The 23,457-nt window shown below is 73.1% G+C and carries 19 protein-coding genes; 9 read left to right on the plus strand and 10 right to left on the minus strand.

Annotated features, from left to right (window positions below):
• The first annotated feature begins 77 nt into the window (after positions 1-77).
• Positions 78-1,391 (plus strand): serine hydrolase domain-containing protein, encoded by a 1,314-nt coding sequence (locus BLR33_RS04320; RefSeq protein ID WP_245771202.1) that lies wholly within the window; start codon positions 78-80, stop codon positions 1,389-1,391.
• A 155-nt stretch (positions 1,392-1,546) separates the two neighbouring features.
• Here BLR33_RS04320 and BLR33_RS04325 read toward each other — a convergent pair whose 3' ends face one another.
• The 3 genes from BLR33_RS04325 to BLR33_RS04335 are packed head-to-tail and all read right to left on the minus strand — an operon-like array spanning position 1,547 to position 3,649.
• A complete protein-coding gene (locus BLR33_RS04325) occupies positions 1,547-2,050 on the minus strand; it encodes an NUDIX domain-containing protein (RefSeq protein WP_093782917.1) in 504 nt (167 codons plus the stop codon).
• Between the two features lie 49 nt (positions 2,051-2,099).
• Positions 2,100-3,275 carry a cystathionine gamma-lyase gene (locus BLR33_RS04330; RefSeq protein ID WP_093782918.1) on the minus strand — a complete coding sequence of 392 codons (1,176 nt, stop codon included), beginning with the start codon at positions 3,273-3,275 and terminating at the stop codon, positions 2,100-2,102.
• Positions 3,272-3,649, minus strand: a complete 378-nt coding sequence (locus tag BLR33_RS04335; RefSeq protein ID WP_093782919.1) for a phage holin family protein — start codon at positions 3,647-3,649, stop codon at positions 3,272-3,274. The genes BLR33_RS04330 and BLR33_RS04335 overlap by 4 nt, the downstream gene beginning before the upstream one ends.
• Before the next feature lie 78 nt (positions 3,650-3,727).
• Between BLR33_RS04335 and BLR33_RS04340 the strand changes: the two genes are divergently transcribed.
• Positions 3,728-4,045, plus strand: coding sequence for a cupin domain-containing protein (locus BLR33_RS04340; RefSeq protein ID WP_093782920.1), 318 nt, complete (start codon positions 3,728-3,730; stop codon positions 4,043-4,045).
• A 370-nt stretch (positions 4,046-4,415) separates the two neighbouring features.
• A complete protein-coding gene (locus BLR33_RS04350; RefSeq protein WP_093782922.1) occupies positions 4,416-4,634 on the plus strand; it encodes a DUF5326 family protein in 219 nt (72 codons plus the stop codon).
• On the opposite strand, the gene BLR33_RS04355 is transcribed toward BLR33_RS04350, so the two are convergent.
• Positions 4,635-6,131 carry a YibE/F family protein gene (locus BLR33_RS04355; protein ID WP_456049196.1) on the minus strand — a complete coding sequence of 499 codons (1,497 nt, stop codon included), beginning with the start codon at positions 6,129-6,131 and terminating at the stop codon, positions 4,635-4,637.
• 75 nt (positions 6,132-6,206) lie between these two features.
• Here BLR33_RS04355 and thiC point away from each other — a divergent pair, with 75 nt between their 5' ends.
• Positions 6,207-8,000, plus strand: a complete 1,794-nt coding sequence (gene thiC, locus BLR33_RS04360) for a phosphomethylpyrimidine synthase ThiC (protein WP_093782923.1) — start codon at positions 6,207-6,209, stop codon at positions 7,998-8,000.
• A 140-nt stretch (positions 8,001-8,140) separates the two neighbouring features.
• On the opposite strand, the gene BLR33_RS04365 is transcribed toward thiC, so the two are convergent.
• The 4 genes from BLR33_RS04365 to BLR33_RS04380 form a co-directional block, all read right to left on the minus strand.
• The gene (locus BLR33_RS04365) at positions 8,141-8,524 is read right to left on the minus strand and encodes a hypothetical protein (RefSeq protein ID WP_093782924.1); all 384 of its coding nucleotides are present in this window, start codon (positions 8,522-8,524) and stop codon (positions 8,141-8,143) included.
• Positions 8,525-8,621: 97 nt separating this feature from the next.
• The gene (locus tag BLR33_RS04370) at positions 8,622-9,485 is read right to left on the minus strand and encodes a hypothetical protein (protein WP_093782925.1); all 864 of its coding nucleotides are present in this window, start codon (positions 9,483-9,485) and stop codon (positions 8,622-8,624) included.
• Between the two features lie 178 nt (positions 9,486-9,663).
• Complete coding sequence (locus BLR33_RS04375) at positions 9,664-10,749, minus strand: metallophosphoesterase (RefSeq protein ID WP_093782926.1); 1,086 nt, start codon at positions 10,747-10,749, stop codon at positions 9,664-9,666.
• A gap of 198 nt (positions 10,750-10,947) precedes the next feature.
• Positions 10,948-12,054: a LacI family DNA-binding transcriptional regulator gene (locus BLR33_RS04380; protein ID WP_093782927.1), complete on the minus strand. Its 1,107-nt coding sequence runs from the start codon at positions 12,052-12,054 to the stop codon at positions 10,948-10,950.
• 296 nt (positions 12,055-12,350) lie between these two features.
• Between BLR33_RS04380 and hisC the strand changes: the two genes are divergently transcribed.
• The 4 genes from hisC (at position 12,351) to cydD (ending at position 20,103) form a co-directional block, all read left to right on the plus strand.
• Positions 12,351-13,433, plus strand: a complete 1,083-nt coding sequence (gene hisC / locus BLR33_RS04385; protein WP_093782928.1) for a histidinol-phosphate transaminase — start codon at positions 12,351-12,353, stop codon at positions 13,431-13,433.
• Positions 13,434-13,638: 205 nt separating this feature from the next.
• Positions 13,639-15,147 (plus strand): cytochrome ubiquinol oxidase subunit I, encoded by a 1,509-nt coding sequence (locus BLR33_RS04390; RefSeq protein WP_093782929.1) that lies wholly within the window; start codon positions 13,639-13,641, stop codon positions 15,145-15,147.
• A 29-nt stretch (positions 15,148-15,176) separates the two neighbouring features.
• Positions 15,177-16,181, plus strand: coding sequence for a cytochrome d ubiquinol oxidase subunit II (gene cydB / locus BLR33_RS04395; RefSeq protein WP_093782930.1), 1,005 nt, complete (start codon positions 15,177-15,179; stop codon positions 16,179-16,181).
• 94 nt (positions 16,182-16,275) lie between these two features.
• Complete coding sequence (cydD, locus tag BLR33_RS04400; protein ID WP_143031620.1) at positions 16,276-20,103, plus strand: thiol reductant ABC exporter subunit CydD; 3,828 nt, start codon at positions 16,276-16,278, stop codon at positions 20,101-20,103.
• 94 nt (positions 20,104-20,197) lie between these two features.
• Here the strand turns inward: cydD and BLR33_RS04405 are convergent, their stop codons facing one another.
• Both BLR33_RS04405 and BLR33_RS04410 read right to left on the minus strand, forming a co-directional pair.
• Positions 20,198-21,139: a Cof-type HAD-IIB family hydrolase gene (locus BLR33_RS04405; protein ID WP_407639631.1), complete on the minus strand. Its 942-nt coding sequence runs from the start codon at positions 21,137-21,139 to the stop codon at positions 20,198-20,200.
• 557 nt (positions 21,140-21,696) lie between these two features.
• On the minus strand, positions 21,697-22,233 hold the full coding sequence (locus tag BLR33_RS04410; RefSeq protein ID WP_093782932.1) for a DUF6344 domain-containing protein: 537 nt from the start codon (positions 22,231-22,233) through the stop codon (positions 21,697-21,699).
• A gap of 231 nt (positions 22,234-22,464) precedes the next feature.
• Between BLR33_RS04410 and BLR33_RS04415 the strand changes: the two genes are divergently transcribed.
• Positions 22,465-23,385 carry an amidohydrolase family protein gene (locus BLR33_RS04415; RefSeq protein WP_093782933.1) on the plus strand — a complete coding sequence of 307 codons (921 nt, stop codon included), beginning with the start codon at positions 22,465-22,467 and terminating at the stop codon, positions 23,383-23,385.
• Positions 23,386-23,457: the final 72 nt, after the last annotated feature.

The raw sequence follows: 23,457 nt of genomic DNA on the forward strand, positions 1-23,457 counted from the left end.
GGGCGCGAGTGACCGCTGGAACCGACTCCCCGCAGGCGTACCAGGACGGGCTGCTGCCCGGTACCCGGCGGGCGCTGATGCACCGCGTCGCCGTGGAGCAGGCCGCGGGCCGGGCGCCCTCGGTGAGCGCCGCGCTCGTCCGGGACGGCCGGATGGTCTGGAACGGGTCCGCGAGCATGGTCGAGGGGCACGCGCCGGACGCCGGCACCCAGTACCGGATCGGCTCGATCACCAAGACCTTCGTCGCCGTGCTGGTGATGCGGCTGCGGGACGAGGGCCGGCTGGAGCTGACCGACCCGATCGGCGTGCACCTGGGCGGGCTGTCGGTGCCCGGGGTGACGGTCGGCCAACTGCTCGCGCACACCGCCGGATTGGCCTCCGAGACGCCCGGCCCCTGGTGGGAGCGCACCCCCGGCGAGCTGCGGCCGGAGCTCGCCGACATCCTCGGCCCCGCTCCCGTCAAGCACCCGGCCGGCCGCCGCCACCACTACTCCAACCCCGGATTCGCCCTGCTCGGCGCCCTGGTGGAGGAGGTGCGGGGCCGCTCCTGGGGCGAGGTGCTCCAGGAGGAGGTGCTCGATCCGCTGGGCATGGACCGGACCTCGCTGCGGCCGCAGCCGCCGGCCGCCGGTGGGTTCGCCGTCCATCCGCTGGCCGACGCCATGGTGCCGGAGGCCGTCCAGCAGACCGGGCGGATGGCGCCGGCGGGCGAGTTGTGGTCGACCACCGCGGACCTCTCGCGCTGGGCGGCCTTCCTCGCCGCCGGCCACGACGGCGTACTGGCCGCGGGGACGCTCGCCGACATGCGGGAGTCGGCCGCCCCCGCCGACACCAGCCAGCCGGACGGCGGCTACGGGCTGGGGTTGCAGCTGCTGCGCCGCAACGGGTGGGCGCTGGCCGGCCACACCGGCTCCATGCCCGGCTTCCTGGCCGCGCTGTGGGTGAGCACCGAGCGCCGCAGTGCCGGGATCGCGCTGGCCAACTGCACCTCGGGCCCCGCGGTGAGCGACCTCGCGGTCGACCTGATGCGGATCGCCGACGAGGCCGAGCCGCCCTTCCCCGCGCCCTGGCAGCCCGCCGAGGACCTGGACCCGGCGCTGGTGGAGCTGACCGGCCCCTGGTACTGGGGCACCGCGGGCTTCCTGCTCAGGGTGGTCGGCGGGCAGCCCGAGCTGCGCCGGATGGGCGGGCAGGGCCGCGGCACCCGGTTCCACGTGGAACCGGACGGCACCTGGACCGGCCTGGAGGGCTACTACGCCGGGGAGACGCTGCGGGTGGTGCGCCGGGCGGACGGCTCGGTCGGCCATCTCGACCTCGGGTCCTTCGTGTTCACACGCGAGCCCTACGATCCGCAGGCTCCGGTGCCCGGGGGCTTCCCCGGCTGGCACTGAGCCCCGGGCCCCGCAGCGGCAGCGCCGGCGCCGAACACGGCGGGCGCGGCGCCGCGCGCGGCCGGGGAGGTGGGGCGGGCGCGGTGGCTCACTCGTCACCGTGCGTGTTCCACGTGGAACATCGGCGGCCGCGCTCGGTGGCGGGGCCGCCGCCGTCAGCCCAGGTCGTCGCCGAGGAGGCCGAGCACGCCCTCGATGTTGGCGTCCAGGTAGTGCCGCAGGGTGAGCGGCACCACCTCCACCGACGCCAGGCCGACCCGGGTGAAGGGCACCCGTACGACCTCGTACTCGCCGCTGGGCGCCTCGACTTCGGGGCCGTGCCGCCGGTCGAGGTCCATCGAGGCGAGCCGGCAGGCGAAGAAGTACTGCACCTTCACGCCGTGCGCGCCGTCCTCGGTGATGTGCTCGACGGTGTCGATGAAGGCGGGCACGGCGTCGGTGATCTTCCCGCCGAGCTCCTCGTCGATCTCCCGGTGCAGGGCGGAGAGCACGTCGGCGTCCTCCTCCTCGACGCCGCCGCCGGGCGTCAGCCAGTAAGGAGACATGCCGGGCTTGGTCCGCTTGATCAGGACCAGCTGGTCGCCGTCGAGGATGATGGCGCGGGCGGTGCGCTTGACCACCGGGCGGGTGGTGGGACTGGGGTGCGTGTCCGGGGGCATGCCTGAGGTCTGCCGCGAAGGACGCGGGGGCAAACGTCCCCCGCACCCTTCAGTTGCCGTGCTGTGAACTGCCGGTGCCGCCGCCTGCCGCTTCCCTGAGCGCCGCGTCCAGCGCGCGGGTGACGTCGGCGACGATGTCCTGCGGGTCCTCGACGCCCACCGAGAAGCGCACGAAGCCCGGCGCGACCGCGTCGCCGCCCCAGCGGGCCCGCCGTTCGGCGGTGCTCTGCACGCTGCCGAAGCTGGTCGCCTCCGAGGTCATCCGCAGCGCGGCCAGGAAGCGTTCGGCGTGCTCGCGGTCCGGCAGGGTGAAGGACACCACGGGGCCGAAGCGCCGCATCTGCCGGGAGGCGAGCGGGTACGACGGGTCGGTGGGCAGCCCGGGGTGGCGTACCCCGGTGACCTCGGGCCGCTCCAGCAGCGCCCGGGCGAGCGCGAGCGCGTTCTCCGCCTGGCGGTCCACCCGCAGGGCGAGCGTGGCGAGGGAGCGGTGCGCGAGCCACGCCTCCATCGGGCCGGGGATCGCCCCCACGGTCTTGCGCCACAGCCGTACGGAGGCGGCCAGCTCGGGGTCGCGGGTGGTGACGTAGCCCATCAGCAGGTCGCCGTGGCCGCTGAGCGCCTTGGTGCCGCTGGCCACCGAGAAGTCGGCGCCGAGCGCGAGCGGGCGCTGGCCGAGCGGGCCGGCCAGGGTGTTGTCCACCGCGACCAGGGCGCCCGCCGCGTGGGCGGCGTCGGCCAGCCGCCGGATGTCGCACACGTCCAGCTCGGGGTTGGACGGGGTCTCCAGCCACAGCAGCCGGGCGCCTTCCAGCACCTCCAGCTGGGCGTCGCCCGCGGTGGGCGCCAGCCGCACCTCGACCCCGTAGGACTCCAGGCGGCCCTGGAGCGCGCGGGTGGTCTGGTAGCAGTCGGCGGGCAGCACGACCGCCTGGCCCGCGGACACCTGCGAGAGCAGCACCGCGGAGACGGCGCCCATGCCGGAGGCGAAGGCGAGGGTGGTGGCCGCCTCGTCGCCGGGCGCCTCCAGCTCGGCAATGGCCGCCTCCAAGGCGTCCCAGGTGGGGTTGTCGTCGCGCCCGTAGGTGTAAGGGCCGACCGGCTCGCCCGGCAGGTGGTAGTGCGAGACGAAGACCGGGCCCGGCAGCGAGGGCTCGTACGCGGTGGCCGGCGGCCGCCCGGCGTGGACGCTGCGGGTGCTGTCGCCCGATGCCGCGGCGCTCACTCGTCGTCCGGGAGTACGACGTGCAGCGCCCAGGAGACGATGCTGACGATCAGGGCGCCGACCACGGCCGTCCAGAACCCGTGCACGTGGAAGTCGAGGCTGAGCTTGCCGGCCAGCCACGAGGTGAGCAGCAGCATCAGCGCGTTCACCACCAGCGTGATCAGGCCGAGGGTGAGGATGAACAGCGGGAAGGACAGCACCTTCACCACGGGCTTGACCAGCCAGTTCACCAGGCCGAAGATCAGCGCGACGAGTATGAGCGAGAGCACCTTGCGCGCGGTGGAGTCACCGGTGAGCGTGATGTCCTTGATCACCCAGGTCGCCACGCCGAGGGCCCCGGCGTTGGCCAGGGTCTTGACGAGGAAATTCTTCATGGTGTGATCGTCGCAGGTCCGAGCACCCGCACAAGGGACGGGACCGAACCGTGGCCGTACCGCAGCGGAGGAGTGGCGATGAAGGTGTTCCGGCTGGACGACCTGGACGCGGAGCGTGCCGCGAACCAGGGCGCGTACCTGCGCTTCCTGCGCGAGCCCCACATGTCCGCGGGTCTGTACGCGCTCCAGGCCGGGCAGAGCGACCCGCAGCAGCCGCACGAACAGGACGAGGTGTACGTCGTGGTCAGCGGCCGGGCCTCGATCACCGTGGGGGAGGAGACCACCACCGTGGCCCGCGGCAGCGTCGTCTACGTACCGGCCCGCACCCCGCACCGCTTCCACCACATCAGCGAGGACCTCAGGGTCCTCGTGGTCTTCTCGCCGCCGGAGCCCTGACCGGACGCCGGAGCCCTGACCAGCGGGTGGAGCCCCGATCCGGCCGGTCCGGGCACCCCTAGGGTGTGTCTGACAAATCCCGCCTGGTCGGCGGGGTCTGGCACGCACTCTCGCCGCGTTGTCGGTCGTCGGCGCAGCCCGCTGCGCTCTCCTCCCTCCGCCTTGCGACAGCACGCACCAGACCTCGCCGCCCCCGCCCTTTCGGGCGGACGCCGCTATTTGCCAGACGCACCCTAGGGGGCGGATCAGGGTGGGATCAGGACCGCCGAGCCCCCGTCCGGGCACCTCGTGGCCCTACAGTCGTGAGTACGGCAACCACACCTGCCGACGATGCGCACCGCGCGCGCCGACCTAGGAGCGAAAGAGCGTCATGGACAATCTGCTGAAGAGCCTGCCCTGGTGGGTCAAGTGGATCGGCATCCCGGTCATCGCCCTGGTCGTCTTCGGCGGGCTGGTCGCGAGCCTGATCAGCATCGTCGTCGGCCTGCTGTTCAAGGTCATCGTCTTCGTCGTGCTGGTCGGGGCCCTGGTCTTCGTCGTGAAGCGCGTCACGTCCGGCGGCTCGGGCGGCAACCGCCGCGACTGGTGATCACCGCGCGCGCCGGTGGCTGTGCCCGCCCCCGCGGGCCGGCCGCGGCACCCGCGCGCCCGCCGGCGCACCGCGGTCGGCCCCGACCACGAGCGCGGCCAGCGCCGTGGTCAGCGGCACCGACGCCACCAGACCGATGCTCCCGACCAGTGTCCTGACGATCTCCTCGGCCACCAGCTCGCTCCCGGCCACCTGGACCACCCCGCTGCGCGCGATGGAGAAGAGCAGCAGCAGCGGCAGGGCCGCGCCCGCGTAGGCCATGACGAGGGTGTTGACCACGGAGGCGATGTGATCCCGGCCGATCCGCATCCCGGCCCGGTAGAGCTTGCGCCAGCCCGCCGTGGGATCGGCGTCCTTCAGCTCCCACACCGCCGCGACCTGGGTGACCGTCACGTCGTCCAGCACCCCCAGCGACCCGATGATCACCCCCGCCAGCAGCACGCCCTTGATCTGGATGTGCGGGTAGAGCGTGTGGATCAGCCCGGTCTCGTCCGAGGTGTTCCCGGTCAGCCGGGCCCAGCCGATGAAGTACGAGCCGAGCAGGCCGATCAGGAACAGTGAGCAGAGCGTGCCCAGCACGGCCACGGAGGTACGGGCGTTGACCCCGTGGCACAGGTAGAGCGCCAGGAGCATGATCGCGCTGCCGCCCACCACCGCGACCAGCAGCGGATTGTCGCCGTGCAGGATCGCCGGGAGGATGAACAGGGTCAGCACCGCGAAGGAGATGACCAGCGCGACCAGCGCCATCACCCCTCGCAGCCGCCCCACCAGCACCACCGCGAGCGCGAACACCCCGGCGAGCACCGCGAGCGGCAGGCCGCGGTCGACGTCGGTCACCGAGTAGCGCAGGTTCTTGGGCGCGTCGGGGGCGTAGGCCAGCACCACCCCCTCGCCCTTGGTGTAGCGGCGGGTCTGGTCCGGCTGGACGATCTCGGTGAACCGGGTGCCCTTGTCGGGGCCCGCCTCCACCTCGATGGTCGCCTTCTGGCAGGCGTCGCCGGCACTCGGGTCGGGAGTGGCGCCGGCCATCTTGCAGGAGACGTCGAGGAGCTGGACCACCCGGCCGGCCCGGGTCTGCTGGTCGAAGCCGACTCCGGTGCGCGCGTGGCCGGGCGCCCCGCCCGGCCACAGCAGCACCAGCCCGGCGACCACCGCGGCCGCGAAGGGCACCAGGATCGCGGCGATCACCCGCCGCAGGTGCCGGGAGACCGGTGCCGCGGGCCCGTGGGAGTGGCCGTGCAGGTGCGGGGCGGGGCCGTCCGGGGCCGGGCCGTGAGGGCCGTGAGCGGGGTCGTGCGTGGGCCCGGTCGCGGAGCCGTGCTGCTCGTACGGCTCGTGCGGGGGCCGGCCGGCCGGTTCGGGCGCGGGGCGCCAGGGGGTGTCCACCGGCCGATCATCGCAAGGGCCCCTGGTGGATGTCCGTATCCAGCCGCTACCGTTGGCAGCACCTTTGCAAACGCGGGAGCTCGGAGCACCGGGCTGAGAGGGCGCTGACATCGCCGTGAAGGGCGAGCGCTGCGCCGACCGCTGAACCTGTTACCGGGTAATGCCGGCGTAGGGAGTGGGTCTCATATGACCATGCAGGACGCACGCACGCGCGAAATCGGCTGGCACAAGGGCTATCTGGAGGGTTCGCGGCCCGATCTGCGGGTCCCGGTCCGGCGCGTGCACCTCACCGACGGCAACGACGTGACGCTCTACGACACGTCAGGGCCGTACACCGACCCGTCCGTCGAGACCGATGTACGGCGCGGCCTGGCGCCGCTCCGCCAGAACTGGATCGTCGCCCGCGGCGACACCGAGGAGTACTCCGGCCGCCCGGTGCGGCCCGAGGACGACGGGCTGCGGCACACCTCGCCCCGCGGCGGGCTGCGCAACCTCGACGCGGTCTTCCCCGGCCGGCCCCGGCTCCCCCGCCGCGGCCTGCCGGGCCGGCCGGTCACCCAACTCGCCTACGCGCGACGGGGCGAGGTCACACCGGAGATGGAGTTCGCGGCGCTGCGCGAGGGCCTCTCCCCCGAGACCGTGCGGGAGGAGATCGCCGCGGGCCGGGCGGTGCTGCCGGCCAACGTCAACCACCCCGAGATCGAGCCGATGGTCATCGGCAAGCGGTTCCTGGTGAAGGTCAACGCCAACATCGGCAACTCCGCGGTCACCTCCTCCATCGAGGAGGAGGTCGAGAAGATGACCTGGGCCACCCGGTGGGGCGCCGACACCGTGATGGACCTCTCGACCGGCCGCAACATCCACACCACGCGCGAGTGGGTGCTGCGCAACTCCCCCGTGCCGATCGGCACCGTGCCGCTCTACCAGGCCCTGGAGAAGGTGGACGGCCGGGCGGAGGAGCTGAGTTGGGAGATCTACCGGGACACGGTGGTCGAACAGGCCGAGCAGGGCGTGGACTACATGACCGTGCACGCCGGCGTGCTTCTGCGGTACGTGCCGCTGACCGCCCGCCGCAAGACCGGCATCGTCTCGCGCGGCGGCTCGATCATGGCCGCCTGGTGCCTGGCCCACCACCGCGAGAGCTTCCTCTACGAGAACTTCGAGGAGCTCTGCGACATCCTCGCCGCCTACGACGTGACGTTCTCCCTCGGCGACGGGCTGCGGCCCGGCTCCATCGCCGACGCCAACGACGAGGCGCAGTTCGCCGAGCTGCGCACCCTCGGCGAGCTGAACACCATCGCCAAGCGGCACCACGTGCAGACCATGATCGAGGGCCCCGGCCATGTGCCGATGCACAAGATCAAGGAGAACATCGACCTGCAGCAGGAGGTGTGCGAAGAGGCGCCCTTCTACACCCTCGGCCCGCTCACCACCGACATCGCCCCGGCCTACGACCACATCACCTCCGGTATCGGCGCCGCGATGATCGCCTGGTGGGGCACGGCGATGCTCTGCTACGTCACTCCCAAGGAGCACCTGGGCCTGCCGGACCGGGACGATGTGAAGACCGGCGTGATCACGTACAAGATCGCCGCCCATGCGGCCGACCTCGCCAAGGGCCATCCCGGCGCGCAGGCCTGGGACGACGCGCTGTCCGACGCGCGCTTCGAGTTCCGCTGGGAGGACCAGTTCAACCTGGCGCTCGACCCGGACACCGCGCGCGCGTTCCACGACGAGACGCTGCCGGCCGAGCCCGCCAAGACCGCGCACTTCTGCTCCATGTGCGGTCCGAAGTTCTGCTCGATGCGGATCTCCCAGGACATCCGCCGCACCCACGGCGGCGACAGCGGAGCAGCCTCCGCGGGGGTGTCCGAGGGGGTTGATCCGGAGCTGGACGCCGAGATCGCGGCCGGGATGGCGGCGAAGTCCGCCGAGTTCGCCGCCGCGGGCAACCGCGTCTACCTGCCGCTGGCGGAGTAGCCGGACGCCGCGAGTGCGCGGCCGGCTCTGCGTGGAAGGCCCCGGTGCTGCCTGCCGGGGCCTTCCCGCATGCGTGGTCGCGATCGGTCGGCGCCGTGTCGGGCAGCCCGGGGTCACCGGTGGGACGTGCCGCGCGGGCCTCAGTCGTCCGAGGCGTTGACGTTCGGCGGGACCGGCGGGGGCCAGCCGACCGTGGAGAAGCTGCGCCACAGGCCGACCGTGCCGACGGTCTTGGCGCTCTGCGTCGACGGCAGGTAGAAGCTGGGCAGCCCCTCCGGGTCGTGGCAGTTGGCGCCTTTGTGCAGCCAGATGTCGACCCCGGTGTTGTTGACGACCGAGTCGACGGGACGCGGCCCGAAGGAGTGGCAGTGCCCGTTGCCCTGGCTGGGGTTCTGCACGACCGAGCGGACGAACGCTCCCCGGGTGCCCACCACCTGCCCGGCCGAGGAGTCCGAGCAGCCCGAGGCCGCGAGGGCGAGCGGGGCGGCCGCGCTCAGGGCCACCAGCGATCGACGGACGCGCATGGAGCTCTCCCGTTCCGCACCCTTGCCGGCCAGGTACGCAACGAAGTCAAACAACGCGCGCCCGGCTCCGCGAGCCGGGGCGTCCATCCGGGCGGGCTCACTGCGGGCGGTGCTCGGGGCCGCCGAAGTCCGGACCGGTGAAGTCGGGGGAGGTGTAGCGCGGCGCTGTGGCCTGCGGGTCCTGCGGGGAGGAGAAGTCGGGCCGGGTGTAGCCCAGGTGAGGCATCCGCGTGACCCGGGGGGAGGGCGCCGGCGGCACGGCCTGCGCGTGGGCGAGGGTGTCCTCCAGGAAGGGCACCATCGCGCGGTCGAGCAGGGCGCGCTGCCAGGCGGCACGCGCCCGGGCCACCTCCGGCGGCAGCGACTCGGGCGCGTCGTGGATCGCGGTGGCGCCGTCCCGCAGCGCGGTGAGCAGCAGGCCCACCGCGCCCAGCAGGATCGCCGCCGCCGCGACCGCGGCGAAGAACCAGCCCGCCGTGCGCAGCGGCGAGGCGATGCCGGGCTCCGGGGAGACCGCCCGCAGCGCGTACCCGATGAGCAGGAAGATCACGGCGGCCGCGCCGGCCAGCATCGGGGTGAGCACCGCCAGCGTGGCGAAGATGCCGGCGCCCCGGCCGGAGCGGTCGGCCACACCCATGGCCGCGTAGCCAAAGGCGCGGCTCTCCCGCTCGCGGGCGTCCTCGCGCGCCGCCTCGCGGGTCTCGGCGCGGATCTCCCGGTAGGCGTCGTACTCCTCGGCCACTCTCGCGCTGATCGACTCGGCGGCGGCGAGCGCCAGCGTGCGCAACTGCTCGGCGTTCAGCGGCGTCCCGTCACCCGGGCCCAGCCCTGCTGTGCTGCCCCCCGGCCCTCTTCCGTCACCGTCCGGCCCGTCGAGGACGATACGCAGCGCTTCGTCGAGGACGTGCTCGAAGTCCGGGCGGTCCTCGGTGAGCAGATGTGGAACGCTGGTCATGTGCATCCCCCGATGCTCCGACTCCCCCACCACGTGCGGTGTTCCACGTGGAACCGGCCGGTTCGCCGGCGGGAGGAGCGGTGTGCCTACGGATACAGCCGATGGTAGGGCCGTCCGGAGGGCCTTGACAGGGCGTAGCCGGTAAATGTGCTGCGGAGGATGTGCCGTCGGGTATTCAGCCGACTCAGCCGACCAAGGGGAGTTGGGCGACCAGCAGCCGGCCGTCCATGGTGACCCCGCCGTCCATCGCCACCGCGAGGTTGTCCGCGTAGACCATCGGCCCGCGCACGCTCTGTCCCGACGGCTCGCCCTCGACCTGCTCCCCACCCTCGGCCAGCAGGTAAGGGATCGGGCTGTGGCCGTGCACCACGCGCTTTCCGCCGTAGGTGCCCAGCAGTTCGCGGGCCGCGTCGGGCCCGCCGTCCCCGCGGAAGGCGAAGCGCTTGGTGAACTTGCGGAACAGGTCCCAGCACTCGTCGGCGTCGCCGCGCTGCAGCACACCGGTGACCGCGTCGTTCATCTCCTCGATGCTGCTGCCGTAGTCGAGGTAGGCGGTGGTGTCGGAGTGCACCAGGAGGTGGCCGTCGGTGAGATGGGCGGCGTCCAGCCGGGAGATCCACGTCAGGTGGCGGTCCTCCAGGCGCTCCATGTCGGAGGGCTGGCCGCCGTTGAGCCGCCAGGCGGCGAGGAACGAGGCGGTGCCGCCGGTGGAGTTGACCGGCGTGTCACCGAACCGGTGGGCGCCCAGCAGCAGAAGTTCGTGGTTGCCCATCAGCGCCCGGCAGTAGCCGCCGGCCGCGGCGGCTTCAGCGGACAGCTGCATCACCAGCTCGATGACGCCGATGCCGTCCGGGCCGCGGTCGGTGAAGTCGCCCAGGAACCACAGTCGGGCGCTGCCGGCCGACCAGTGGCCCTCGGTGTCCACCAGGCCGCAGGCGTGCAGCGCGGCGAGCAACTCCTCGAGGTAGCCGTGCACATCGCCGACCACGTAGAGCGGCCCGGGGCGGTCGGTGGGCAGCGAGGTGTCGGTGATCACCGGGAGGTCGCGGGCGGTCGGGGTGTACTCCGGCGGGACCAACGGCGTGTCGGGGCGGGTCGGTTCGTAGCCGGGCGGAGCGGGGGGCGCCGGCGGCGCGGCGTCGTAGGAGGACGTCCCGGGGTAGCCCGGTTCGTACGGCGCGACCGGCTCGAAGGCGGGCGCGCTCCCATACCCGGGCGCGGGCTCGTACCCGGTACCGGGTTCATACCCCTGACCTGCCCCCTGAGTCATCGACCCCTCCACGATCGCGCCACCATCCGCCCATCATAGGAATGCGGCTGGCGCGTTGTGACATACCCAGGCACTCGGATTTCGCCAGGTCCAGACAAAACACCTCGTAAGTCACCGTCAGTCCCCGTCCGGCGGCTCCTGGCCCGGCCCCTGCCCGGTCCCGGCTCAGTGCCGGCTCAGTGCCGGTTCAGGCCCGGCTCACCCCTGCCCGCGCCCGGGCCCGCGCGGCGGGCTGACCGTCGTGCGGTGGGGGCGCCGCTGGGAGGAGGCGCGGATGATGAGTTCGGTGGGCATCACCTGCTGGACGGGGTGCGCGGGGCCGACCCCTTCGATGGCGTCGATGAGCAACTGGACCACCGCGGTGCCGATCCGCCGCGGCTGCAGCGAGAGCGTGGTGATCGGCGGGTCGGTGCCCGCGTAGCCGCCGCTCTCGGAGCAGCAGACCAGCAGCAGGTCGTCGGGCACGCGTAAGCCGTAGCGGCGGGCGGCGGCGAGCAGGTCGGTGCCGTTGGGGTCGAAGAGGCCGTAGACCGCGTCGGGGCGGTCCGGGCGGGACAGTAACCGGTCGGCGGCCACGGCGCCCGCGCACGGGTCGTGCGCGGGGTAGGCCTCGTAGACCGGTTCCTGGCCGACGCGCTCGCACCACTCCAGGTAGGCGGTGGTGGACAGCTTCGTGTACGTGTCGGTGCTGGTGCCGGTGAGCAGGCCGATCCGGCGGGCGCCGGCCGCGGAGAGGTGGTCGAGGATGCTCAGCACGGCCTCCTCGTGGTCGTTGTCCACCCAGGCGTGCACCGGCAGGCTGCCCGCCGGGCGGCCGTCGCTGACCACGGGCACGCCCTGCCGGACCAGTTCGCTCACCAGCGGGTCCTGGTCGGAGGGGTCGATCACCACCGTGCCGTCCAGCGCCACGTTGGCCCACACGTCGTGGCGGGAGGAGGCGGGCAGGATCACCAGGGCGTAGCCGCGGGCCAGGGCGGCCGAGGTGGCGGCTCTGGCCATCTCCGCGAAGTAGGCGAACTCCGTGAAGGTGAACGGTTCTTCGCCGTAGGTGGTCACCGTCAGGCCGATCAGGCCGGACCTGCCGGTGCGCAGAGTGCGGGCGGCGGCGGACGGGCGGTACCCGAGCCGGTCGGCGACCTCGCGGACATGCCGGCGGGTGGCGTCGGGCAGCCGGCCCTTGCCGTTGAGCGCGTCGGAGACGGTCGTGATCGAGACGCCGGCCGCGGCGGCGACGTCCCTGATCCCCGCCCGCTCGAGCCGGCGTCCGACGGGTCGGCTCGCCTGGTCGTTACCTGCTGCTGTCATGGCGTGCCGATAGTAGGGCGACGCTGGTCCATCCGGCTTCACGCACCAGGGGGGCGGGCAGGGCCCCTGCTGAACGGTTTCTGCAAGATCTACTTCGCCAAGCGAGATGGAATATGCAGGCGGCAGGGGCCGTGTGACGGGTGATGCGGGCCCGACGGCGTCGATCGGCGGGCCATTGGCCGCACATGATCGATTCGGCCAACTCACTCCTACGGGGGATGCGCGCCAGGCGTGCGCCACCAGGGCACAAGGTGACGCGCCGCACTCTCCCCGCCCGCGCGACCTGCTCGTAGTGTGTGAGCATGACCACTCCCAAGCTGCGCGCGGAACTCGACGGTATTCCGACGTACAAGCCGGGCCGCCCCCCGGCTCGCGACGAGGGCCGCCCCGCCTTCAAGCTGTCGTCGAACGAGAACCCGTACCCGCCGCTGCCGGGCGTGCTGGAGGCGGCCGCCGCGGCCGCCGCGTCCTTCAACCGCTACCCGGACCTGGCCTGTTCGGCGCTGACCGCGGAGCTGGCCGAGCGGTTCGGCGTGCCGGCCGCCCATGTGGCGACGGGCACCGGCTCGGTCGGCGTGGCCCAGCAACTGGTCCAGGCGACCGCCGGCGCCGGCGACGAGGTGATCTACGCCTGGCGGTCCTTCGAGGCGTATCCGATCATCACGCAGATCAGCGGGGCCCGGGCGGTCCAGGTGCCGCTGGACGCCGGCGAGGTGCACGACCTGGACGCCATGGCGGCCGCGATCACCGACCGCACCCGGCTGGTCTTCGTCTGCAACCCCAACAACCCGACCGGCACCGCGGTGCGCCGCGCTGAGCTGGAGCGCTTCCTGGACCGGGTGCCCGCCGACGTACTGGTCGTGCTGGACGAGGCGTACCGCGAGTTCATCACCGACCCCGAGGTGCCCGACGGTGTCGACCTCTACCGGGACCGGCCCAACGTGGCGGTGCTGCGCACCTTCTCCAAGGCGTACGGCCTGGCCGGGCTGCGGGTCGGCTTCGCCGTCGCGCACGAGCCGGTGGCCGACGCGCTGCGCAAGACCGCGGTGCCCTTCGGTGTGAGCCAGCTCGCCCAGGACGCGGCCGTGGCGAGCCTGCGCGCCGAGCCCGCCCTGCTGGAGCGGGTGCGCGCGCTCGTGGCCGAGCGGACCCGGGTGGTCGAGGCGCTGTCCGGGCAGGGCTGGACGGTGCCCGAGACGCACGCGAACTTCGTCTGGCTGCGGTTGGGGGAGCGCACCGCGGACTTCGCCGCGGCCTGCGAGCGGGCGGGCGCCACAGTGCGGCCGTTCCCCGGTGAGGGGGTGCGGATCACCATCGGCGAGACCGAGGCCAACGACCTGCTGCTCCGGGCCGCCGAGGAGTTCCGCAAGGAGCTGTAGGTCCTCCGGCGGTGAGGGCCGTTCGGCCCTGTGACCTGCCCTGATGCCCCCTGACCCACCCCCGGTGGCAGGGGGCATTCTCATGTGCGCGATACTACCTTGTGAATGTATTCACGTTCACAAGTGAACGTGTCGTGCCCATAAGGCAGGTCATGTCCGGTGAACCCGGGGCAAGTGCCCCGCGCGGCAGCAAAGGAGGCGTGTCGTGCAGCTCGCGCTCGAGCCACTGAACGTCGCCAGGTGGCAGTTCGGCGTCACCACCGTCTACCACTTCCTCTTCGTACCGCTGACGATCTCGCTGTCCGCGCTGACGGCCGGACTGCAGACCGCATGGGTGCGCACGAGCAACGAGAAGTACCTGAGAGCCACCAAGTTCTGGGGCAAGCTCTTCCTGATCAACATCGCCATGGGCGTGGTCACGGGCATCGTCCAGGAGTTCCAGTTCGGCATGAACTGGTCGGACTACTCGCGGTTCGTCGGCGACATCTTCGGCGCCCCGCTGGCCTTCGAGGCGCTCATCGCCTTCTTCTTCGAGTCGACCTTCATCGGCCTGTGGATCTTCGGCTGGGACCGGCTGCCCCGGCGCATCCACCTGGCCTGCATATGGATCGTCTCCCTCGGCACCCTGCTGTCGGCGTACTTCATCCTGGCTGCCAACTCCTGGATGCAGCACCCGGTCGGCTACCGCTACAACCCCGTCACCAAGCGCGCCGAACTCACCGACTTCTGGGCGGTGCTGACCCAGAACACTGCGCTCGCGCAGTTCTTCCACACCATGTCCGCCGCCTTCCTCACCGGCGCCGCCTTCATGATCGGCATCTGCGCCTACCACCTGGCCCGCAAGCAGCACATCGCCGTGATGCGCTCCTCGCTGCGGATGGCCCTGGTGGTCGCGGTCGTCGCGGGCGCCCTGACCGCGATCAGCGGCGACACCCTCGGCAAGGTCATGTTCAAGCAGCAGCCGATGAAGATGGCCGCCGCCGAGGCGCTGTGGGACGGCCAGGACGGCGCCCCCTTCTCGATCTTCGCGGTCGGCAACGTCGACAAGGGCCACAACGAGGTCGCCATCGAGGTCCCCGACCTGCTCTCCTTCCTCGCCACCGACGACTTCGGCTCCCACGTCCCCGGTATCAACGACGTCAACAAGGCCGAGCAGCACACGTACGGCCCCGGCGACTACCGCCCGGACATCCCCGTCGCCTACTGGGGCTTCCGCTGGATGATCGGCTTCGGCGCGGTCTCCATCGCGGTCGGCGCCGCCGGGCTGTGGCTGACCCGGCGCCGCTGGTGGGTGGCCCCCGAGCACCGCACCGGTGAGGACGAGGTGCCGCACCTGATGGTCACCCGCGGCATCCGGATCAGTCCCTCGCTCTCCCGCTGGTACTGGCGGATCGCCCTGCTCACCATGGTCTTCCCGCTGCTGGCCAACTCCTGGGGCTGGATCTTCACCGAGACCGGCCGCCAGCCCTGGGCGGTCTACGGACTGCTGCCGACGGCCGACGCGGTCTCCCCCGGCGTCTCCACGGGCGAGGCGGTCACCTCCCTGACCGTCTTCACGCTGCTCTACGCGGCGCTCGCGGTCATCGAGGTGCGGTTGATGGCCACGTACGTCAAGGCCGGCCCGCCCGAACTCACCGACGACGACCGCCGCTCCCCCACCCGGATCGGCGGCGACCGCGAGGGCGCCGACCGGCCGATGGCCTTCTCCTACTGACCGGCCGCTGAGCAGCCGAGGAGCGCGACATGCATCTGTACGACGTCTGGTTCGTCCTCATCGCCGTCCTGTGGACCGGCTACTTCTTCCTGGAGGGCTTCGACTTCGGGATCGGCGTCCTCACCGGACTGCTGGCCCGCGACCGCGCCGAGCGGCGGGTGCTCATCAACACCATCGGCCCGGTCTGGGACGGCAACGAGGTGTGGCTGCTGACCGCCGGCGGCGCCACCTTCGCGGCCTTCCCCGACTGGTACGCCACCCTCTTCTCCGGCTTCTACCTGCCGCTGCTGCTGATCCTGGTCTGCCTGATCGTGCGCGGCGTCGCCTTCGAGTACCGCGCCAAGCGCGAGGAGGAGCGCTGGCAGCGCAATTGGGAGCGGGCGATCTTCTGGACCTCGCTGCTGCCCGCCTTCCTGTGGGGTGTGGCCTTCGCCAACATCGCCTGGGGCGTGAAGATCGGCGCGGACAAGAACTACGCGGGCGGCTTCTTCGACCTGCTGCACCCGCACGCGCTGCTCGGCGGCCTGGTGACACTCACCCTGTTCACCTTCCACGGCGCGGTGTTCGCCTCGCTGAAGACGCTCGGGCCGATCCGCGAGCGGGCCAGGCGGCACGCGACCCGGGCCGGGCTGCTGGCGGCCGTGGCGGCGGCGTCCTTCCTGATCTGGACCCAGGTCCACACCGGCAACGGGCGCAGCCTGGTGGCGCTGGTCGTCGCCGTGGCCGCGCTGGCCGCCGCCCTCGGCGCCAACCTGGCCGGGCGTGAGGGCTGGTCGTTCGCCTTCTCCGGGGCGACCATCGCGGCCGCCGTGGTGATGCTCTTCCTCACCCTCTTCCCCGACGTGATGCCCTCGACGCTGAACAGCGACTGGTCGCTGACCGTCTCCAACGCCTCCGCGACGCCCTACACGCTGAAGATCATGACCTGGTGCGCGGGCGTCGCCACCCCGCTGGTGCTGCTCTACCAGAGCTGGACGTACTGGGTCTTCCGCAAGCGGATCGGCACCCAGCACATCGCGGAAGGCGCGCACTGATGGCCACCTCTCGTGCCGCAGCTGCGGGATACGCCCATGGCTGCGGGAGGCCGCAAGTGATGTTCCACGTGAAACACGAAAGGGGATGTTCCACGTGAAACCTGTCGATCCCCGACTGATGCGCTACGCCCGGACCACGCGGTGGTTCCTCGCCGGGGCAGTGCTGCTGGGCCTGGTCGGGGCCGTGCTGGTGGTCGCGCAGGCGGTGCTCATCGCCGACCTGGTGGTCGGCGGCTTCCAGCAAGGCAAGGGGGCGGGCGCGCTGCGCGGCGACCTCGTCGCCCTGGCCGCGGTCGCAGTCGGGCGCGGTCTGGTCGCCTGGCTCACCGAGCTGTGCGCCCACCGGGCCGCCGCCGCGGTCAAGTCGCAGCTGCGGCAGAAGCTCCTCGCGCACGCCACCGCGCTCGGCCCCGGCTGGCTGACCGGGCGGCGTTCCGGCAAACTCACCACGCTCGCCACCCGCGGTGTCGACGCGCTGGACGACTACTTCGCCCGCTACCTGCCGCAGCTCGGCCTCGCCGTGGTCGTGCCGGTGGTGGTGCTGGCCCGGATCGCCACCGCGGACTGGGTCTCGGCGCTGACCATCCTGGTGACACTGCCACTCGTGCCGCTCTTCATGGTGCTGGTCGGCTGGGCCACCCGGGAGCGGATGGACCGCCAGTGGCGGCTGCTGACCCGGCTGTCGGGCCACTTCCTCGACGTCGTCGCCGGGCTGCCGACACTCAAGGTGTTCGGGCGCGCCAAGGCCCAGGCGGAGAAGATCCGCGCCATCACCGACGACTACCGCAAGGCCACCCTGCGGACCCTGCGGATCGCCTTCCTCTCCTCCTTCGTGCTGGAACTGCTCGCCACGATCTCGGTCGCGCTGGTCGCGGTTGGCATCGGCATGCGGCTGGTGCACGGCGAACTCGACCTGCGCACGGGGCTGCTGGTGCTGGTCCTCGCCCCGGAGGCGTACCTGCCGCTGCGGCAGGTGGGCGCGCAGTACCACGCAGCCGCCGAGGGGCTCGCGGCCGCGGAGGAGGTGTTCGCGGTGCTGGAGACGCCGCGGGCGGGAAGCGCGGTCGGGGGCGAGCCGGCGGAGGGGGCCGGCAGCAGCGAGGGGGTCGACGGGGCTGCTGATGGAGCTGCCTGGGCCGATGAGGCCGCTGCCGAAGCCCCTGTTGGGGGCGCCGGTGCAGCTGCCTCGGCCGACGGGGCCGCTGTCGGAACTGCCATCGGAACTGCCGGAATTTCCGGGGTGGATGAGGCCGCGCTGCTGCCCGCCCCGGTGCCCGCGCCTGACGTGCGTACGAGCGTGATCTGGTTCGACGGCGTCGAGGTGCGCGAGGGCGGGGTGCTCGGCCCGACGACCCTGGCGCTCGCCCCCGGCGAGGTCCTTGCCGTGACCGGGCCCAGCGGGGCAGGCAAGTCCACGCTGATCAACACGCTGCTGGGCTTCGCGACCCCCGCGAAGGGCCGCGTCCTGATCGGCGGCGCCGACCTCGCCGCCATCGACCCGGCCTCCTGGCACCGGCAGATCGCCTGGGTGCCGCAGCGCCCGCACCTGTTCGCCGGGACCATCGCCGAGAATGTCCGGCTGGCCCGGCCCGAGGCGGACGACGCCGAGGTGGCCGCCGCGCTGGCCGCCGCCGGGGCAGGCGACTTCGCGGACCCGGACGACACGGTGGGCGAGGACGGCGTCGGCCTCTCCGCCGGCCAGCGCCAGCGCGTCGCCCTGGCCCGCGCCTTCCTCGCCGACCGTCCACTGGTGCTGCTGGACGAGCCGACCGCCAACCTCGACGGCGAGACCGAGGCCGCGGTGATCGCATCCCTGCGCGAACTCGCCCGCGGCCGCACGGTGCTGATGACGGCGCACCGCCCGGCGCTGCTGCCGCTGGCGGACCGGGTGCACGTGGTGGAGGCCGAGCACTTGGTGGGCGCTGTCTCGGACAGGCCCGCCGCCAGCGCCTCTGCCGCGCGAATACCGGCCCAGCCGGGCGCGTCCGGTCCCGTCCTGCGGACGGTGCGGGGCGGGAACCAGGACGGCGAGGTTCAGAGCGAGAAGCAGGGCGAGGCCCGAGGCGAGAGTCAAGGCGAGGCCCGTGTCCGGAGCGAGGCCGTTACCGCGGCGGCCCCGGCGCCCGCGTCCCCGTCCGTACTCCTCAGGCGCCGCGCGGCCTGGCTGCTGCGGTCGCTCCTTCCCGCCTCGGCCCGTACCCAGGGCTTCGGTGCCGCTCCCGGCTTCCGGCGCCGCTTCGCCGGGGCCTGCGCGCTCGGCGTCCTCGCACTCGGCAGCGCGATCGGGCTGATGGGCACCTCGGGGTGGCTGATCAGCCGCGCGGCCCAGCAGCCCCCGGTGCTCTACCTGATGGTGGCCGTGACCGCGACCCGCACCTTCGGCATCGGCCGGGCCGTCTTCCGCTACGGCGAGCGGCTGGTGGGCCACGACGCGGTGTTCCGCGCGCTGGCCGGCGTACGGGTGGCCGTCTTCCGCCGGCTGGAGCGGCTCGCGCCCGCCGGACTGAAGGACGCCCGCCGCGGCGACCTGCTCTCGCGGCTGGTCGCCGACGTCGACGGGGTGCAGGACCATTACCTGCGCTGGCTGCTGCCCGCCGTGACGGCCGCGGTGACCGCCGTGGGCGCCTCGGTGTTCACCGGGCTGCTGCTGCCCGCGGCCGGGGTGGTCCTCGCCGCGGGGCTGCTGCTCGCGGGCGCCGCCGTGCCCGCGCTGTCCGTGGCGGTCGCCCGCCGTACCGAGGACAGGCTCGCCCCGGCCAGGGGCGAGCTGTCGGCCCGCGTGCTGGGGCTGTTCACCGGCACCGCGGAGCTGACCGTCGCCGGGGCGCTGCCGCGGCGCCGCGAGGACGCGGCCCGGGCCGACCTGGCGCTGCGCCGTATCGCGGCCCGTTCGTCGGCCGCCGCGGGCCTCGGCGCCGGGCTGACCGCCCTGGTCACCGGCCTCACCGTGACGGGGTGCGCCTGGGTGGGTGTGCGGGCGGTGGCCGCGCACCAGGTGCACGGCGTGCTGCTGGCCGTCCTGGTGCTGCTGCCGCTGGCCGCCTTCGAGGCTGTCGCCGGGATGCCCGCGGCCGCGCAGCAGCGCCGCCGCAGCCGGCAGGCCGCCCGCCGGGTACGCGAGGTGCTGGACGCCCCACTGCCCGTACGGGAGCCGGAGCGGCCGCAGGAGCCGCCGGCCACCCCGTTCCCCCTGGAGCTGCGCGGGATCACCGCCCGGCACCCGGGGCAGGCCCGGCCCGCGCTCGACGGCGTGGACCTCGTCCTGACCCCCGGGCGGCGGGTGGCGATCGTGGGCCCGTCCGGCGCGGGCAAGACGACACTGGCGCACGTGCTGCTGCGGTTCCTGGACGCGGAGGGCGGCTCCTACGCGCTCGCGGGGCAGGACGCGACCGCGCTGGACGGCGACGACGTGCGGCGCCTGGTCGGGCTGTGCGCGCAGGACGCGCACGTCTTCGCGAGCACCGTGCGGGAGAACCTGCGGCTGGCCAGGCCGGGAGCCTCGGACGCCGAGCTGGTGGCCGCGCTGGCCGCCGCCCGGCTCGACCTGGACCTGGACGTCGAGGTCGGGGAGCACGGGGCGAGGCTCTCCGGCGGGATGCGGCAGCGCCTGGCGCTCGCCCGCGCGCTGCTAGCCGACTTCCCCGTTCTGGTGCTGGACGAACCCGCCGAGCACCTGGATCTGCCGACAGCCGACGCCCTGACCGCCGATCTGCTGGCCGCGACCCGGGGCCGTACGGTCCTGCTCGTCACCCACCGGCTCGCCGGGCTGGCGGACGGGGCGGTGGACGAGATCCTCGTCCTGTCGGCGGGCCGGGTCGTCCAGCGCGGCTCCTACGCGGAGCTGGCCGCGGCGGACGGGCCGTTCGCGCAGGGCTTGGCCAGGGAGCGGGCGGCGGACGCCGCGCCGGCGGTCGCGGCCTGAGGACCGCTCTCGTGCGGTGCCCGTACGGCTCCGGGGCGGCTCCTGTGCGCGGGGGCCGCCCCGGAGTTGCTTCCGCCGTCCCGGCTGCCTCCGGCTACGCCTGCGAGGCCGCGCGGGCCCGGTCGGCGAGCAGGCGCTCGATGACGACGGCCACGCCGTCCTCGTCGTTGGACAGGGTGTGCAGGGTGGTGGCCGCCAGCACCCGGGGGTGGGCGTTGGCGACCGCGTAGGAGGTGCCCGCCCAGGTCAGCATCGCCAGGTCGTTGGGCATGTCCCCGAAGGCGACGACCTGCGCGGGCGTCACCCCGCGCTCGGCGCAGCATTTGGCGAGCGTGGTGGCCTTGCTCACCCCCGCACCGCTGATCTCCAGCAGCGCCGCCTCGGCGGAGCGGGTGATCTCGACCCGGCCGCCGGCCAGCTCCACCGCGGTGGCCAGGAAGGCGTCGGGGTCGAGCGAGGGATGCCGGGCGAGCAGCTTGAGCAGGGGCTGGTCGCGGCCGTCGGCGACCAGCGAGTCGATGTCGGCGAAGGCCGCGATGTCCGGCTCCAACGTGGGGTACGCGGCCTCGCGCCGGAAGCCGAAGGCGCGCTCGACCGCGTAGGCCGTGCCGGGGACCGCCGCGCGCAGCGCGTGGGCGAACGCCAGCGCCTCGTCGTCGGGCAGCGGGAACGCCTCGACCAGCGTCCCGGCGCGCAGGTCGTAGACCGCGGCGCCGTTGGCCAGGATGGCGAGACCGTGTCCGGCGAGGTGCTGTGCGACCACACCCATCCAGCGCAGGGGGCGGCCCGTGACGAAGAAGACCTCGACGCCTGCCTCCTCGGCGGCGGCCAGGGCGGCGACCGTGCGCTGCGAGATGGTCCTGTCGTCCCGCAGCAGGGTGCCGTCCAGATCCGTGGCTATCAGCCGCAGACCGGAGTCGGCGAAGGTCTCTCCGTAAGTCTGTCGGTCGTACTCGGGTGCGGTCCCGGCGCCCTCGGGGGCGTCGGACGGGTGGCGGATGCCGGAGGACTCGGCCGGCTCGATGGCTGGGGTCACTGCCCCATCCTGTCCTACGTCGGCTTTGTCCTGCACACAGGTGCGGTCATCCGCTCAATGGAGCCGGGTGTTCCGCGGGTGGTCGTCGGTGGTGGCTTGCTCGCGCTCGTACGGGGATTGCCGGTGCTCTTGGGGCTCTCGTCGTGCGTACGGGTGGTGCGGGTGCGATACGTCACTGTGCCGCGGGGCCGGCAGGTACTGCTCACCTTGTGGGTGCTGTTTGCCTTGTCCGTCCTGCGGGGCGTGCGGGTCCTGTGCGGACCGGGGGTTCTGCCGGTCGTGCCGGTGGGGCTCGGTGCCGGGCCCTGGGTGCGGCCCAGAGGCTGTGCGCTCGGCTGTGCGCTCGGCGGGGAGCCGGGTGCCGCGGGGTCCCGGGTGGGTGTACCCGGAGTCGTCGCGCCTCGTGGTGCGGAGCCTCGTCGTGCGGGTGGTGCTGCCCGTCCGCGATGTGCCGGGCGAGCGGGTCGCGCGCGTGATGTGCGCCGTGCTCGTCGTGCGGGTGCCGCGAAGTGTCGGCCGGCCGTGGGCCGGATCTGCCGGGCGCGCGTACGGCCCGGTCAGGCGCACAGCGCGAGGTCGTCGGCGCGGGTGCTGCCGCTGCCTGCGACGGCCAGGTCGGCGAGTGCTCCCAGCCCGTTCAGGCCGTACGGGTCGAGCTCGGCCGGCAGGCTGCGGGCGCTGGGCGTGGCTCCGTGGGCCTCGGCGCTGATGCGCTGCTTCATCGTCGGCGGCAGGGTGCGGCCGCGGTTGCGCCGGTTCAGGCGGGACTCGGTGGTGGCGCGGGGCGCGGGAACGTGGGCGTCGCTGCGGCGCCGGCGGGGCGGAGCGGGCTGCGCGGCGGTTTCGGTACCGCCGTCCAGGGCTGGGAGTGCTCCTCCTGCCGGTGCTTCTGCCGATGCCTCTTTGTGCGCGCTGCCCCGCGCGTCGGCGGGAGCGACCGCGACGGCGACCGCGGTGGGGGCCGCGGGCACGGCCGGCGCGACCGGGGCCTGCAGGCGGGCGGCGGAACGGGCGGCCGGGGCGAACCCCAGCGCGGCCAGGCACTTGAGCAGCACGCTGAGCAGCGCGCCCCAGAACGTCCTGATGTCGGCCATCGACCTCTCGCTTCCTTGTGTCGTGGTGCGGTTTGCTGACTAGTCCGATCATGGGGAAGCCAGCACAGATTTCACGGAGCCGCACCTCGGGATCGGTGATATTCACATCAACGCCACCCGGATGGTGCAATTCGGGTGGTTCGGGCGCCCAGGTCGGGGGTTCCGGGGCGTGGTTAGGCTGGCGGGCATGTCGTATCGCCGGTCCTTCCGCAGCTCCTGTCCGGTGGTCGTATGAGCAGTGCGGAGACGGTGGAGACGGGTCGGGACGCTGCCTCGTACGCGGCCGAGCAGGCGGAAGTGGCCGAGTTCCGGCGGGCGTTGGGGCTGGACGCGCTGATCGATGTCCACACGCACTTCATGCCGGAGCGGCTGCTGGCCCGGGTCTGGGCGTACTTCGACGCGGCCGGGCCGCTCGTCGCCCGCCCGTGGCCGATCACCTACCGCGAGGAGGAGCAGCGGCGGCTGGAGCTGCTGCGCGGCTTCGGCGTGCGGGCCTTCACCTCGATGCTCTACCCGCACAAGCCGGGGATGGCGCGGAGCCTGAACGACTGGGCGGCCGACTTCGCCGCCCGCACCCCTGACTGCCTGCACACCGCGACCTTCTTCGCCGAGCCCGAGGCCGCGGCGGACGTGCGGCGCGCCCTCGACCAGGGCGCGCGTGTCTTCAAGTGCCACCTGCAGGTGGGTGGTTATGACCCCACCGATCCGCTGCTGGACGACGTGTGGGGCCTGCTCGCCGAGACCGGTACGCCCGTGGTGACGCACTGCGGCTCCGGCCCGGTGCCCGCCGCGTTCACCGGCCCGGGCCCGATCGGCGCGGTGCTGGCCCGCCACCCGCGGCTGCGGCTGGTCGTCGCGCACCTGGGCATGCCGGAGTACGAGGACTTCCTCGACCTCGCCGAGCGCCACGACGGCGTCCTCCTCGACACGACCATGGCCTTCACCGCGTTCTCCGAGGCGGAGGCGCCCTTCCCGCGCGCCGCCCTGCCCCGGCTGGCCGCCCTCGGCGACCGGGTCCTGCTCGGCACCGACTTCCCGAACATCCCCTACTCCTACGCCGAGGCCCTCACCGCTCTGGCTCGCACCGGCCTGGGCACGGCCTGGCTGCGCGCGGTCTGCCACGACAACGCCGCCCGCCTCTTCGCTCTGTAGACCTCATCCTTCTGCGGCCCGGACGGCTTCTTGGTCTTTCGCGGTCCGGACGGCTCTTGCCCTTTTGCAGTC

The sequence above is a fragment of the Actinacidiphila guanduensis genome, assembly GCF_900103985.1.
Lineage (GTDB): Bacteria > Actinomycetota > Actinomycetes > Streptomycetales > Streptomycetaceae > Actinacidiphila > Actinacidiphila guanduensis.